Annotated in this window: 12 protein-coding genes; 3 read left to right on the forward strand and 9 right to left on the reverse strand. The window is 62.0% G+C overall.

What is annotated here, in order from left to right:
- Both ACZRN6_RS11755 and ACZRN6_RS11760 read left to right on the forward strand, forming a co-directional pair.
- The gene (locus ACZRN6_RS11755; protein ID WP_464008003.1) at positions 1–501 is read left to right on the forward strand and encodes a M48 metallopeptidase family protein; all 501 of its coding nucleotides are present in this window, start codon (positions 1–3) and stop codon (positions 499–501) included.
- Positions 502–520: 19 nt separating this feature from the next.
- Positions 521–817 carry a winged helix-turn-helix domain-containing protein gene (locus ACZRN6_RS11760; RefSeq protein ID WP_464008004.1) on the forward strand — a complete coding sequence of 99 codons (297 nt, stop codon included), beginning with the start codon at positions 521–523 and terminating at the stop codon, positions 815–817.
- Between the two features lie 151 nt (positions 818–968).
- On the opposite strand, the gene ACZRN6_RS11765 is transcribed toward ACZRN6_RS11760, so the two are convergent.
- Complete coding sequence (locus ACZRN6_RS11765; protein ID WP_322148049.1) at positions 969–1421, reverse strand: GNAT family N-acetyltransferase; 453 nt, start codon at positions 1419–1421, stop codon at positions 969–971.
- Positions 1422–1641: 220 nt separating this feature from the next.
- Between ACZRN6_RS11765 and ACZRN6_RS11770 the strand changes: the two genes are divergently transcribed.
- Positions 1642–2379, forward strand: coding sequence for a substrate-binding periplasmic protein (locus ACZRN6_RS11770; RefSeq protein ID WP_464008005.1), 738 nt, complete (start codon positions 1642–1644; stop codon positions 2377–2379).
- A 106-nt stretch (positions 2380–2485) separates the two neighbouring features.
- On the opposite strand, the gene yccS is transcribed toward ACZRN6_RS11770, so the two are convergent.
- The 8 genes from yccS to betA form a co-directional block, all read right to left on the reverse strand.
- On the reverse strand, positions 2486–4669 hold the full coding sequence (gene yccS / locus ACZRN6_RS11775; protein WP_322148047.1) for a YccS family putative transporter: 2184 nt from the start codon (positions 4667–4669) through the stop codon (positions 2486–2488).
- Between the two features lie 277 nt (positions 4670–4946).
- Positions 4947–6125, reverse strand: a complete 1179-nt coding sequence (locus ACZRN6_RS11780) for a BaiN/RdsA family NAD(P)/FAD-dependent oxidoreductase (protein WP_464008006.1) — start codon at positions 6123–6125, stop codon at positions 4947–4949.
- Between the two features lie 165 nt (positions 6126–6290).
- A complete protein-coding gene (dbpA, locus tag ACZRN6_RS11785; RefSeq protein ID WP_237151081.1) occupies positions 6291–7628 on the reverse strand; it encodes an ATP-dependent RNA helicase DbpA in 1338 nt (445 codons plus the stop codon).
- A gap of 130 nt (positions 7629–7758) precedes the next feature.
- The gene (mdtD, locus tag ACZRN6_RS11790) at positions 7759–9186 is read right to left on the reverse strand and encodes a multidrug transporter subunit MdtD (RefSeq protein ID WP_464008007.1); all 1428 of its coding nucleotides are present in this window, start codon (positions 9184–9186) and stop codon (positions 7759–7761) included.
- 37 nt (positions 9187–9223) lie between these two features.
- Complete coding sequence (locus ACZRN6_RS11795; RefSeq protein ID WP_323570955.1) at positions 9224–10114, reverse strand: alpha/beta fold hydrolase; 891 nt, start codon at positions 10112–10114, stop codon at positions 9224–9226.
- 329 nt (positions 10115–10443) lie between these two features.
- Complete coding sequence (locus ACZRN6_RS11800; protein ID WP_464008008.1) at positions 10444–11760, reverse strand: TldD/PmbA family protein; 1317 nt, start codon at positions 11758–11760, stop codon at positions 10444–10446.
- Positions 11760–13202 (reverse strand): TldD/PmbA family protein, encoded by a 1443-nt coding sequence (locus ACZRN6_RS11805; protein ID WP_322148042.1) that lies wholly within the window; start codon positions 13200–13202, stop codon positions 11760–11762. The genes ACZRN6_RS11800 and ACZRN6_RS11805 overlap by 1 nt, the downstream gene beginning before the upstream one ends.
- Positions 13203–13466: 264 nt before the next feature.
- Entirely contained in the window at positions 13467–15170 is a 1704-nt protein-coding gene (gene betA / locus ACZRN6_RS11810; protein WP_322148041.1) for a choline dehydrogenase, read from the reverse strand.
- Positions 15171–15275: the final 105 nt, after the last annotated feature.

Here is a 15275-nt window from a genome sequence, read left to right on the forward strand (position 1 = left end):
ATGACCGCGCTGAAATACCTCCAGGCCTACCCCGCAGCATTGCAGGAGCAAGTGCGCCAGTTGATTGCCAAGGACCAACTGGGCGATTACCTCACCCAGCGCTACCCCGAGCGTCATGGCGTGCAGAGCGACAAAGCCCTGTACAGCTACGCCCAGGCCCTGAAGCAGGAACACCTGCGCAACGCCCCGGCGATCGACAAAGTACTGTTCGATAACCGCCTGGACCTGACCCACCGCGCCCTCGGCCTGCACACCACGATCTCCCGGGTGCAGGGTGGCAACCTCAAGTCGAAGAAAGAAATCCGCATCGCCTCGCTGTTCAAGGACGCCGCGCCTGAGTTTCTGCGCATGATCGTGGTACACGAACTGGCGCACTTCAAGGAATCGGACCACAACAAGGCGTTCTACAAACTCTGTGAATACATGTTGCCAGGCTACCATCAGGTGGAATTCGACCTGCGGGTATACCTGACCTGGCGGGACATGCAGGGCAAGCCCTAACCTTCAAAGGCGATCGAGCATGGATGTGAGCAAGACCAAAAGCAGCTTCTACCGGCGCCTGTATGTGGCCTATCTGATCGACAGCCAGTTGGCCAGCAGCGTGCCGGCACTGACCGAGGTCACGGGCATGCCCCGGCGCACCGCCCAGGACACGATTGCGGCGTTGGCGGATTTGGACATTGTGTGTGAGTTTGAACAGGAAGACGGCGCCCGTAACCATGCCGGGCGCTATCGGATTCGTGAGTGGGGCGCGATTGACCGGCGCTGGATCGAGGCGAACCTAAGCCAGATCAAAGCTGTCCTGGATTACCTCTGACCCTGTGGCGGGGAGGCTTTTCCTGTGGTGAGGGGGCTTGTCCCCCGTTGGGCTGCGAAGAGGCCCCAAAAAAGCGGGAGCGCTGCGCACTCCAACGGGGGACAAGCCCCCTCACCACAGGACAAGCCCCCTCACCACAAGAGCCCAGTGCCTAGGGACGACGCATTCCGATATGTGGAATGTCATCCTCAAGGTATTCCTCACCGGCCACCACAAACCCGTACCGCCCGTAATACCCCTGCAAATGCGCCTGGGCCGACAGGTAGATCGGCACGTCGGGCCACTGTTTCTGCGTCTGCCTGAGGGCTTCGTCCATCATCTGGTGGCCCAGCCCGGTACCCCGCGCGCTCGGCGCAACGATCACCCGGCCGATCACCACATCACCACCCTGGGATTCAGGATCCAGCAGGCGCAGGTAGGCCTGCAATTGACCGTCGCTCCAGGCCATCAGGTGATGGGTGTCGCCGTCCAGGTCCTGGCCGTCGATGTCCTGGTACACGCATTTCTGCTCGACCACGAACACCTCCGCGCGCAGGCGCAAAATCGCGTACAGCTGCTCCTTGCCCAGGTCACTGTGATGTTTGCAGACCCATTCGACTGTCATGGTGTTCTCTCGGCTAATTGTCTGGTCAGGATAGTAAGCGCGCATGCGCCGAGTGTCTAAGCTGTGGTTTTTTGTGAATAGCGTCAATTTGCCATCATTGAGTGCATTCGCCGCTGCCGTCTTTGTGTAATCTGCGGTGCAGGCTCATTGATGAGCTACTGTTAAACCCTCGGGTTCATCCCTGAGGTCAGGCCATAGAATGCCCGCCAAGGACTTGAGCATGCCGCGATTTTCTCGTGCCGTTGCTTTGATCGGTTTGTTGTTGCTGGCCCAGGGGGCGGCGGCAGAACGGTTGCGCCTGGTGGCGGATGCCTGGCCGCCGTTTACCGATGCCACCTTGGTCAATGGCGGGTTGGCCACCGACATCGTAACCACTGCCCTGGCCCGCGCCGGCTACGCCAGCGACTTTGAACAGGTGCCCTGGGCCCGGGCACTGATGGGCGTGGGCGATGGGCGTTACGATGTGCTGGTCAACGCCTGGTACGACGATGCGCGTACTCAGTTGGGGCAGTTTTCTGGCGAGTACTTGCTCAACCGGGTGCTGTTTCTCAAGCGCCGGGATGATTCCATCGAGTACCAGAACCTGCAGCAATTGAACGACTATCCCGTCGCAGTGGTACGGGGATACGCTTATTCGGCGGCGTTTGACGCCGATGTGCAGTTGCAGAAAGTCCCGGTGCATAACTTCGCCATGGCCGTGCGCATGCTGGCAGCCCACCGGGTACGGCTGACGCTGGAGGATGAATTTGTTGCCCGTTACTACCTGGCGCGCGAGTCGGCCACCGTGAGGAACACGGTGGAGTTTTTGCCGGTGCCGCTGAGTGAGAACAGCCTGCACATTCTGGTCAGCCTGAAAAATCCCCGGCATGCGGAGATTGTTGCCGGTTTTGATCGGGAGATTGCCAGGATGAAGGCGGATGGCAGTTATGCCCGGCTGATGAAGCAGCACGGGATGTAGCGAGGCTGAGGGCCCCATCGCGGGCAAGCCCGGCTCCCACACTTGACCGCATTCCAAAGGTGGAACTCGGTCAAGTGTGGGAGGCTGGCTTGCCTGCGATGGCGATTCAGGCTTCGCTGGTGTCTTTGATCAGGTGAGCAGCCAGTGTGCGCAATGGCCCCAGTTGCCGGCAGATCAGCGCCAATTGCGTCTGCACCAACCGCTGCCCTTCATCAATCTCATCCGGCATTTGCTCCAGCTCCACCGCCAGCGCTTCCTCCGCATCGCTTTGGATCGCGATCGGCTGCTTGTTGGCCAGCCCCGTGGCGATCTCGTCAATGCTCGCGGCCAGCGCCTTGCCGGCGCCGTCGATCAAGTGCTCGCGCACCTCTGGCGGCAGCTGGGTTTCGCGGTGTGCGCCAAGCCCCGACAGGTAACTGAGCAGGGTGTGGGACAGCACCAGGAACCTGAACCCCACATCCGCTTCCTTACGGAAATGCCCCGGCTCCATCAGCATATTCGCCAGGGTGGTGGACAGCGCGGCGTCGGCGTTGTGCGCGTTGCGCCGGGCCAGGCGGTAAGCCAGGTCGTCGCTTTTGCCGGCGGCATATTGCTGCATGATCTGGCGCAGGTAGATGCTGTTGCAGGTCAGGGTATTGGCCAACACCTTGTTCAGGCGCCGGCCTTGCCAGTCCGGCAGGAACAGGAACACCGCCAGCCCGGCGATCAGGCTGCCGAGCAAGGTATCGAACAGCCGTGGCAGGAACAGCCCGTAGCCGTCGCCCACCTGATTGAAGCAGAACAGCACCATCAGCGTGATCGCAGCGGTCGCCAGGGTGTAGCGGGTGGTGCGGTTGATAAAGAACACCAGCCCGGCGGCGATGGCGAACATCGACTGGATCAGCGGGTTGGGAAACAGGTCGAACAGCGCCCAGGCGATGGTCAGGCCGATGGCGGTGCCGATGATCCGCTGGCCCAGCTTGCGCCGGGTGGCGCCGTAGTTCGGCTGGCACACGAACAGCGTGGTGAGAATGATCCAGTAGCCCTGGGACGGGTGGATCAAGTGCACCATCCAATAACCGATACTCAGCGCCAGCGGCAGGCGCAGGGCGTGGCGGAACAGCAACGAAGTCGGCGTCAACTGCGTGCGCAGGCGGGTCCACATTTCCTTGAGGTTGCGCGGGGCACGGTCCAGCAGGCTGCTGTCGGTGGCATCGGCCAGGCTGTCGGGGTTGGCGGCGTCGCCGAGCAGGCGGTCCAGTGTGGACAGGTTGGCGGCCAGGGCGCGCAGGGAGCGCAGCAGGCCGCGCCAGGCCGGGTTGCTCTGGATACGCAGGTGTTCCAGGGAAGCATTCAGGTCGCCCAGGGCTTCGGCAAAGCTGTCGTCATAGACGAAGGGCTGGCGCAGCTGGATCGACTCGGCGAGTGTCTGGCAGGCCTTGCCTTGCTGGCGCAGCAGGCGCTGGCAGCGGAACAGCACGTCGCTGTGGAAGAAGGCTTCGGCGAGTGCGTTGTAAGGGTAGTGCGAGGAACTGGCGCGCTCGTGGATGTCCTGGGCCAGGAAGTACAGCTTGAGGTAGCGGCTGACCTTGGAGCCCGGGCGGCCATTGCCGACGCGGTGCAGGATGATTTCCTTGGCGGCGTTCAGTGCCGCCACCACCCGGCCATTTTGCTGGGCCAGTTCCAGGCGTCGCGCTTCCACATCCAGTTGGCGAATCGGTTCGAACAACGACGACTTGAGCTTGAGGTAACGCCCCAGTTCACGAAACAGCCGTGCCAGGCTCTGCTGCACCGGCTGGTTGGAAAACAGCACCTGCCAGAGCACCGAGAGCGCGCCATACCACGCAGCACCGGCCACCAGCAGCAAGGGTTCATGCCAGAAGTCGGTAACCGCGCCACCGCGCTGGTCCACGCCGATCATGGTGTAGACCGAAAGAATCAGGGTGGCCGAAGCGATCGCTCCATAACGCTCGCCCAGCGCGCCGAGCATGGTCAGGCCGAAGCTTGAGAGCGCCAGGAAAATCGCAAAGATCCACGGGTAGGGGAAGAGCAGTTCGACGGACAGCGCTGCGGTGCTGAAGCACACCAGGGTAACGGCCAGGGCGTTGAGCCGGCCTTGCCAGTTGTCATCGGTCTCGGCCAGGGCGCTGGCGATAATCCCCAGAAACAACGGGATCAGCAACGCCATTTCATTCTGGTACCAGCACAGCGCCATGCTGCCGGTCAGGGCGATGAATACCCGTACGCTGTAACTGAACTTATCCAGTGCCCAAAGGCGCCGCATGGACTGCTTGAAGGAGGTCGATGACATGAAGTCTGGGGTCTTCCGGGACGATGCCGCTAAATTGAGCTATCAAGGACGCCACGGCAAGCGTGGCGATCACATCCGACAGCAAAATTTATTACAGGCATTCTCTCAAGAACACCCCAAACCAATGTGGGAGCTGGCTTGCTGTGGCGAGGGAGCTTGCTCCCGTTCGACAGCGCAGCTGGAGCCGGCTTTTTGGGGGCGCTTCGCACCCCAGCGCAAGCAAGCTTGCTCGCCACAGTAAGGCCTCTCCCACCGTTTGACCGAGTACATCCTTGAATCAGGCAAATTGGGCAGCGGCATATCCGGAAGCCCATGCCCACTGGAAATTGAACCCACCCAGGTGACCGGTCACATCCAACACTTCCCCGATGAAGTACAAACCGGGGCTTTTCAGGGACTCCATGGTCTTGGACGAGACTTCCCGTGTGTCCACGCCACCCAGGGTGACCTCGGCGGTGCGATAGCCTTCAGTGCCCGCCGGCACCAGTTGCCAGCGCCCCAGTTTGCCGGCGATGTCGGCAATCTCGGCATGGGTGTACTGCTTCATCGGCTTGGAAGCGAACCAGGTTTCGGCCAGCAGGTTGGCCATCTTCTTGGTGAAGATCTCGCCCAGCAGGGTTTTCAACTCGCTGTTCGGGCGTTCCACCTGTTGCTCTTGCAGCCAGGCATGAGCGTCGTGGTCGGGCAGCAGGTTGATTTCCACGGTGTCGCCGGATTCCCAATACGAAGAAATCTGCAAGATCGCCGGCCCGCTCAGGCCACGGTGGGTAAACAGGATGTTCTCGCGAAAGCTCTGGTCGTTGCAGCTCACCAGGCAGTCCACGGACGTGCCGGACAGCTCGCCGCACAATTCCTTGAGCTGGTCGGTGATGGTGAACGGCACGAGCCCGGCGCGGGTCGGCAGCAGTTCATGGCCGAATTGCTTCGCCACTTGATAGCCAAAGCCGGTGGCGCCCAGGGTCGGAATCGACAGCCCACCCGTGGCGATCACCAGCGACTCGCAACTCAGCTCACCCAGGGTGGTTTGCAACTGATAGCCGGTGTCGAGCCTCGCGATCTCCTGCACCGAGGTGTCCAGGTGCATGCTCACGCCGACCTGAATGCACTCATCGAGCAGCATCCCGAGGATGTCACTGGACTTGTTGTCGCAGAACAGCTGGCCGAGTTTTTTCTCGTGGTACGGCACGCCGTGCTTGGCCACCAGCCCGATGAAATCCCACTGGGTGTAGCGGGCCAGGGCGGACTTGCAGAAGTGCGCATTGTGGGAGAGGAAGTTGGCAGGCTCGGTGTACATGTTGGTGAAATTGCAGCGGCCACCGCCGGACATCAGGATCTTTTTGCCGGCCTTGTTCGCGTGGTCGATCAACATCACCTTGCGCCCACGCCCGGCGGCGGTCAGTGCACACATCAAGCCTGCGGCGCCGGCGCCAATGATCACAACTTCGGTCGAGCGCACAGCCATGTCCTCACAAAAATATTGATCTGAAATGCAATCAAATGTGGGAGCTGGCTTGCCTGCGATGGCATCAACTCGGTCAATCTGTCAGACCGAGTCGCCTGCATCGCGGGCAAGCCCGGCTCCCACATTGATTCGGTTCCTTCAACAGGAACGCGGTTTTTTTTACAGGATACGCACGCGCAACGAACGGCCTTTGATCTTGCCGTCATTCAAGCGCTGCAGCGCCTGCTTGGCGATGCCACGTTCCACGGCCACGAACGCCTGGAAATCAAAGATCGCGATCTTGCCCACCTGGGCACCCGGAATCCCGGCGTCACCGGTCAGTGCGCCAAGGATGTCGCCCGGGCGAACCTTGTCTTTACGGCCAGCAGCAATGCACAGGGTGCTCATCACCGGCAGCAACGGGCCGCCGCTCTGCGGCTTGAGGTTGTCCAACTGGTCCCAGTTCAGCGGCGACTTCTGCAGTTGCTCGATGGCCTGGGCGCGGTGCGCTTCGGACGGTGCAACCAGGCTGATAGCGATGCCGGTCTCACCCGCGCGACCGGTACGGCCCACGCGGTGAATGTGGATTTCCGAGTCGCGGGCCAGTTCGACGTTGATCACCATGTCCAGTGCATCAATGTCCAAGCCGCGGGCGGCAACGTCGGTGGCGACCAGTACCGAAGTACTGCGGTTGGCGAACATCGCCAGCACCTGGTCACGGTCGCGCTGTTCCAGGTCGCCATGCAGGCCGACAGCAGAGATGCCCTTGGCCGTCAGGTGATCCACGGTTTCCTGCACTTGCTGCTTGGTGAAGCAGAAGGCCACGCAAGAAGCCGGACGGAAGTGCGCCAGGACCTTGGTCACCGCGTCCATGCGCTCTTCTGGAGAAATTTCGTAGAAGCGCTGCTCGATCTGATCGTCCGAGTGAAACGCTTCGGCCTTGACCTGCTGCGGCGCGCGCATGAATTTGGAGGCCAACTGCTTGATGCTCACCGGGTAGGTGGCCGAGAACAGCAGGGTCTGGCGGCGGGCCGGGGTCTTGCTGATGATGTCTTCGATGGCGTCGTAGAAGCCCATGTCGAGCATGCGGTCGGCTTCGTCGAGGATCAGCGTGTTCAAGCCGTCGAGTACCAGCGAACCCTTGCGCAGGTGCTGCTGGATGCGGCCCGGGGTGCCGACGATGACGTGGGCGCCGTGTTCCAGGGAAGCGATCTGCGGGCCGAGGGACACGCCGCCGCACAGGGTCAGCACTTTGATGTTGTCTTCGGCGCGGGCCAGTCGGCGGATTTCCTTGGCCACCTGGTCAGCCAGCTCGCGGGTCGGGCACATGACCAGTGCCTGGCAACCGAAGTAGCGCGGGTTGATCGGGTTCAGCAGGCCGATGCCGAAGGCCGCGGTTTTGCCGCTGCCAGTCTTGGCCTGGGCGATCAGGTCCAGCCCTTTGAGGATCACCGGCAAGCTTTGCGCCTGGATCTGCGTCATCTCGACATAACCCAGCGAGTCGAGGTTAGCCAGCATGGCGGCGGACAGGGGCAAAGTATTAAAAGCGGTGGCGATGGTAGTCACGGGACTGGCTCTGCAAAACAAAATGTCGCGCAGTGTACCAGCCTCGTGGGAATTTCCCTGCAAGTTCTAGACGAGACGCCTGTTAATGCTCAATGTCGTGCTCGCGGCTGACCATCCGTTTGCCGTCTTTGGGCGACAATTGCAGGAAGATCGCCGCCGCCAACATCGCCATGATGCCTACGGTGACGAAGGTCAACTGGAACGCCTCAAGCACCGTGTCGACCCCGTCATTGCCCACTTCGGCGGTAAAACCACCCAGCAGCGCCCCGGCGCAGGCCACCCCGAGGCTCAGGGATAACTGCGCCACCACCGACAGCAAGCTGTTGCCGCTGCTGGCCTGGGCGTCGTCAAGATCGATCAGGGTCACCGTGTTCATCGCGGTAAATTGCAGCGAGTTGATCGCCCCCAGGATCGCCAGCATGCCCAGCAGCAACGGGTAGGGTGTGTGCTCACTGACCAGGCCCATGCTCGCCAGCATGATCCCCAGTGCCAGGGTGTTGCCGGTCAGCACCACGCGGTAGCCCAGGCGCTCGATCAACGGCCGGGCGATGGACTTGGCAAACATCGCCGCCGCCGCCAGCGGTAGCATGCTCATCCCGGCTTCTGAAGGTGAATAACCCAGCGCCACCTGCAACAGCAGCGGCACCAGGAACGGCAACGCGCCACTGCCCAGGCGGGCGAACAGGTTGCCGAGGATGCCCACGGCAAAGGTCCGGGTCTTGAACAGCACCGGCGAGAACAGCGGGTTATCGATATGCCCGGCCCGCAACCAATACGCCGCCAGGCACGCCAGGCCGCCGAACAGCAGCAACATCACCCGCAGGTGCGGCAGGTGCAATTCGCCAAGGCCTTCCATGGCGATGGTGATCAGCACCATCGCGGCGCCAAACAGCAGGAAACCCACGCCGTCGAACCGCGTGCGTTCACTGCCGCGAAGGTCGGGGATGAGTTTCCAAACGGCGTAACACCCGATCATGCCCACCGGCAGGTTGATCAGGAAGATCCAGTGCCAGGTCAGGTATTGCACCATCCAGCCGCCCATGGTCGGGCCGAGCAACGGGCCGAGCAGCCCGGGAATGGTGATGAAACCCATGATGCGTACCAGCTCCGAACGCGGGTAGGCGCGCAGCACCACCAGCCGGCCCACCGGTAGCATCAAGGCGCCGCCCAGGCCCTGGATCACCCGGGCGCCGACCAACATGGTCAAGGTGCTGGAGAGCGCGCAGAGCAACGAGCCAATGCTGAACAGCATGATCGCGCCGAAGAAGATCTTTTTGGTGCCGAAGCGGTCGGCCACCCAGCCCGAGGCCGGGATCAGCAAGGCCACGGTGAGCATATAGGCGATGACCACGCCTTGCATGCGCAGCGGGTTCTCCGCCAGGTCTCGGGCCATGGCCGGCAGGGCGGTGTTCAGAATCGTCCCATCCAGCGACTGCATGAAGAAGGCAATCGCTACCACCCAGGGTAGCCAGCGGGCGGTCTTGGCATCGAGAGGGGCACGATTGGGCATGAGTTACCTTTTTTGTTAGCAGCCTATGTGTCGGCGATTATGCGCCATCGGCAGCTCCTTTTCCCACTGGCGGTTCGTCTATATCTGACAACGCCACGTGTTTGCCCACCAGGAAATCGAGTAGCGAGCGATGCACTGCCAGCGCGGCTTCGCGGGATTCCAGGTCGAGCAAATGGCCGGTGTGCTCGGCCGTGGCGAAGCTGCTGCGCCCTACGTATTTTTTGAACAGTTGGGCTTCGTCTGCCGGGGTGTATTCGTCCAGCACACCGTTGAGGAAGTGCACCGGGGTTTCGATTTGGGTCAATTGCGGCAGGTAGTTGCCGTCACCCAGTGCCAGCACCTGGTGGATATGGAAACGCGCCTGGCGGTACTCGGTGGTGGCCATGGTGGACAGGTGCCGGTGGTTGTTGCGCTTGAGCCGGGGCGACAAGTATTTGCCGACGGTTTCGTTGAGCAAATGGCCGACAGCGGATTTGTCATCAGCCTCGATCAGCACCCGTACCCGTTCTACGTATTCGAGCATGGCCTGGTTGAGGTTGGGCGCCAGTGCCATCACCACCGAGCTTTCAATCGACGGCGGGTTATGGGCCAGGGTCAGCAGCGTGGAAATCCCGCCCCACGAGGCAGACACCAGATGGTTGACTTGAAAGCGCTCCACCAGTGCCCGCAGGATCTGCACTTCATCGTCCTTGGTCACAAGGTCGAGGTCGGCGTTGTGCGGGCGCGAATAGCCGGAGAACGGCAAGTCGAACATCAGCACATTGAAGTGCTCGGCCAGGCACTTGCTGGTGCGGGCAAACGAGCGGGTGGTGGACAGTGCGCCATTGACCAACAGCACGGTTTTTTTCTCTGGGTGGTTACCAAGCTGCTCTACGTGGACGTTGTAGTGCTTGAACAGCTTTTCAATGACAAAACTTCCATGGTTCATGTCAACGCTCCAGCTTGCCCTATCCCGGGCAAGGTCATGCATCACTTGCGTGCAAGTGGGTTGAGGACGGCGGGGTGTTGTTTGAATTTTTTTACCGCGCGGACGTGGCTAGGTGCCACCAACCTTTATAACGAGGTTTTTCGCGAGCGACAACTGGCCGGGCGGCCAGGTGTCTGGAATGGGGTTTTGCGGCTGGGCTCGATCAAAATCTGGAATGCGTTCAACTGTGGGAGCTGGCTTGCCTGCGATAGCGCAGTGTCATTTAGCACATCTGGCACTGATACACCGCTATCGTGGGCAAGCCCGCTCCCACTTGGGTGTTGCGTTGTTTATAAAGTGAGGGTCAGGCGTTTTACCAGCGCGCCCGGCAATAGGTTGGATGAGGTATTGCGCTGGCTATACGTACTCGCCGACAGCAGCAACTCCCGATCAGCGGTCAATGCCTCCAACTGCGAGCCCAGCAGGCTGTACACGCTGTCATCAAAACGCATGGTGCTGACCGGCGCCTTGATCTCGCCGTTCTCGACCCAGAACGTGGCGAAGCGGGTCATGCCGGTCAGGCGCGCGGCCGGTTGGTCGGAGTAGTTCAGGTACCACAGGTTGCTGATGTACAGGCCGGTGCCCAATTGCTTGAGGATATCGGCCTGGGCCAGGTTGCCGGCCGCCATCTGCAAGGCGCTTGGGGATTCGTCGCTGCTGGCGCCGTTGGTGCTCAAGCCGTATTCGGCGGCGCTGCGGGAGTTCACCAGTTGGCCTTCGGCCTTGCCGGCGCGGATCAGTGTCACATCACTGCGCGGGTAGCCATCGCGGGAAAACGCCGAGCTGAGGGAGCCGCTGACGTGTTCGTCAATGGCCACCTGCGGGCTCAGGGACTGGTCGCCGGCATACAACCGTTGCAGCGGGCTGCCCTTGCTGGCGATGGCCTGGGCGGAAAAACCGCCCCAGGTCAGCATGCTGATGATCTCTTCCATGGCCGCCGGGGCCAGGTAAGCGCGGTATTGCCCGGGTGCCAGCGGGTGCAGCGGGCGCCCGAGGAACTCCAGTTGCTCGCGGGCCTGCTGGAAACGCTGGGCGAAGGCCGCACTGTCCCAATCGTTACCGGCGTAGCTGGCTTTTACCGCTTCGCCGTTGGCATGGAACAGGCTGAAGTCGAAATTAAAACTGTTGGCCTGGTGCCAGCCGAAGGCGCCTGAAGAACTGGCAAAGCCACGGCTGATGGGGCCGGCAGCGTAGAAGCCGACCATGTCCACGCCTTCGGCGGCTACGCTGATTGCTTCCAGCACCTGGGCCAGGTCGGGCAGCGGGCGGTCCTGCTGGTCCTTGTTTTGCCAGGCGTTGTGGTTGAGCAGCAGGTACGGGTCCTGCGGCAATAACGGCAAGGTCTCGCGCAGTTGTTGCAGGCCGTCGGCCAGGCGCTGGCGATCCAGTTCAGGCTCGCCCGCGAGGGTGATACCCAGGTCGGCGTGGCGCCCGTCGTTGATCAGCTTCAGGTTCAGGCTGGCCTGTTGCACCTGCCCGGCCTGGCGCACTTTGCCGTGGTTGAAGCGCACAAACTCGGAGGATTCGTCGGCGTAGCCGAGGTGGAATTGTTCGTTGTCGGTGATGGCCTGCTTGAGCCAGTCCACCAGCGCTTTGAAATGCTTCATCAGGCGTCCCCCCCGAATACATCCACGTTGCTGAATACACAGGCTGGCGACGCATGGCCGACGCGGATCACCTGGTTAGGCTCGCCCTTGCCGCAGTTGGGCGTACCCAGCACCTTGAAGGTGCTGGCGTCGCCGACGGCGCTGAGGTTGCGCCAGAACTGCGCGGAAATCGCCCGGTAGTTGGGGTTCTTCACCACGCCTTTGAGTTCGCCGTTTTCAATCAACTGGCCCCATTCGCAACCGAACTGGAATTTGTTGCGCGCGTCATCGATCGACCAGGAGCGGTTGGTGGACATCAGGATGCCGTTCTCGATACCGCCAATCAGCTGCGCCATGTTCTGGTCGCCGGCCTCGATATTCAGGTTGGCCATGCGGTCGATCGGCGCGCGGTTCCAGCTGCAGGCGCGGCTGTTGGCCACGCCTTGCATGCCGGAGCGGTATTGCGACAACGCACCGCCCAGCGGCTTGAGCAGCAGGCCTTCGCGGATCAGGAATTGTTTGCTCGCCTGGGTGCCGTCGTCGTCATGCCCGTAGCTGGCGAGCTGTTCTGGAATGTCCGGGTCGAAGGTCACGTTGAGCAGGGGGGAGCCGTATTGCAGGTGGCCGAAGTCGCTGGCCTTGACGAAGCTGGTGCCGGCGTAATTGCGCTCATCGCCCAGGATGCGGTCCAGTTCCAGCGGGTGGCCGATGGACTCGTGGATCTGCAGGATCATCTGGTCGGGCATCAGCAGCAGGTCGCGCGGGCCTTGGGGTGTGTTCGGTGCCAGCAGCAGTTGCAGCGCCTGGTCGGCAACCTGCGGCGCGGCGCCCACCAGGCCGAAGCGGCTGATCACGTCGAAGCCGCCTTGCTGGCCAAAGTTGGTGCCACCCAGGGTGCGGGTCTGGCTGTCGTTACCGTCGTAGGCTGTGACGTTGACCCCGGGGAACACAAAGCGCTGGGCCTGGCGCAGCTCGGCGCCGGCGCTGTTGAGGTAGATCTGCTCGACGTGGGTGGTGCCCAGGCTGACTTCCCAGTTCACCAGGCGCTCGTCCTTGGGCACGGCGGCCGATTCGGCACCGAGCAATTGGTAGCAATCACTCAAAGACGGGAAGGGTTGGTCGAGGCCGGGTGACAGGTAGTCGGCGATGTCGCTGGACACCGGCTGGTCGCGCAGGTCGAGCAGGGCGTGGGGCTTGATCAACCGGGCTTGCTGTTCGGCACGCTCAAGGGCGGCTTGCAGGCCGGGCAGGGAAATGTCGTGGGTGGCGGCGTAGGCTTCGACGCCATTGAGGCGCACGGTGAGCATCGCGCCTTCGTCCTGGCTCAGGTGTGGCGGCTCGGCGACGTTCTTGCGTACCGACAGGTACTGGCCGGACTCGCGGACGTAGCGCAGGGAAAAGAATTCGGCGCTGGTGCGCAGGGCACTGAAGTGCTTTTTGAGTGTGGCGTGGTGTTCGAACATGGGGCCTTCCTTGTGGGCGGCTCGGCGCGGGCAGGCGAACAGAGTAGGCCTGGGCTGGGAGCTGATCAAGGAAAGGTGATCACCTGGGGTGAGTGAGTTTGTTGTGGTGAGCGGGCTTGCTGTGGTGAGCGGGCTTGCCCCGCGCCGGAGGGCGAAGCCCTCCCAATCCAGGCACCGCTGTTTTTCATGAGAATCTCGGTTGCCGGTAGTGGGGCTGCTTCGCAGCCCAGCGCGGGGCAAGCCCGCTCACTACAAGGTGGGCGGTTACTGCGCGGTAGGGCTCACTTCACGCAGCGGCTTGCCACGCGCTGGCGCATCGCCCGCTACGTAGTAATCCGCAGTGCTGCGCGGCAGGGGCTGGCGGCCACGGATCTTGTCGGCGATTTTCTCGGCGATCATGATCGTCGGCGCGTTCAGGTTACCGGTGGTGATGATCGGCATGATCGACGCATCCACTACGCGCAAACCCTGCATGCCATGCACACGGCCTTCGGTGTCAACCACGGCCATTTCGTCGGTGCCCATCTTGCACGAGCACGACGGGTGGAACGCGGTCTCGGCGTGCTCGCGGATAAACTTGTCGAGTTGCTCGTCGGTCTGCACGTCGATGCCCGGGCTGATTTCGCGGCCACGGTATTGGTCCAGTGCCGGCTGTTGCATGATTTCACGGGTCAGGCGGATGCCGTCGCGAAACTCCTGCCAGTCCTGCTCGGTGGCCATGTAGTTGAAGAGGATGCTCGGGTATTCGCGCGGGTTCTTCGACTTCAGCTGTACGCGACCACGGCTCGGCGAACGCATGGAGCCCATGTGCGCCTGGAACCCGTGCTCTTTCACCCCGTTGCTGCCGTTGTAGTTAATCGCCACCGGCAGGAAGTGGTACTGGATGTTCGGCCAATCGAACTCTTCACGGGTACGGATGAAACCGCCCGCTTCGAACTGGTTGCTGGCGCCGATGCCGGTACCGTTGAACAGCCACTCGGCACCGATAGCCGGCTGGTTGTACCAGAGCAGCGACGGGTACAGCGACACCGGTTGGGTGCACGCGTATTGCAGGTACAGCTCAAGGTGGTCCTGCAGGTTTTCGCCGACGCCCGGCAGGTCGTGGACCACCGGGATGTCGAGGCTTTCCAGCAGTTTTGCCGGGCCAACGCCGGAGCGTTGCAGCAGTTGCGGCGAAGCGATCGCGCCACTGCACACCAGGACTTCCTTGCGGGCACGGGCTTCAACGCGCTCTTCAGCGGCGCCGATCAGGTAGCGCACACCAACGGCGCGCTTGCCTTCAAACAATACCTTGTCGGTCAGGGCGTGGGTGACGATGGTCAACGTCGAGCGCTTCTTGGCCGTGTCCAGGTAACCGCGCGCGGTGCTGGCGCGACGACCATTTGGCGTCACGGTACGGTCCATCGGGCCGAAGCCTTCCTGCTGGTAGCCGTTCAAGTCTTCGGTACGCGGGTAACCGGCCTGTACACCGGCTTCAACCATCGCGTGGAACAGCGGGTTGTTGCCGGCTTTGGGCGTGGTCACGCTGACCGGGCCTTCGCCACCGTGGTAGTCGTTCGGGCCGATGTCGCGGGTTTCGGCCTTACGGAAATACGGCAGGCAGTCCAGGTAGGTCCAGCTTTCCAGGCCCGGGAGTTTCGACCAGTTGTCGTAGTCCATTGCGTTGCCGCGGATGTAGCACATGCCGTTGATCAGCGAGGAGCCGCCCAGGCCCTTGCCGCGACCGCATTCCATCCGGCGGCCGTCCATGTGTGGCTCTGGATCGGTTTCGTAGGCCCAGTTGTAGCGACGGCCCTGCAGCGGGAACGCCAGTGCGGCCGGCATTTGGGTACGAAAATCGAAACGGTAGTCCGGGCCGCCGGCTTCCAGCAGCAGGACGGTGACGCCTTCGTCTTCGGTCAGACGGGTCGCCAGGGTGTTACCGGCAGAGCCGGCACCCACAATGATGTAGTCGTATTCTTGGGACATAAATGCACCCTCATGTAAGTGGTTCAAGCTGCTTTTGTGGCGAGGGAGCTTGCTCCCGCTCGACTGCGCAGCAGTCGCAAAATCAGCGAACGAGTTCGGTCTGGC

It is taken from the genome of Pseudomonas sp. A125, from assembly GCF_055409485.1.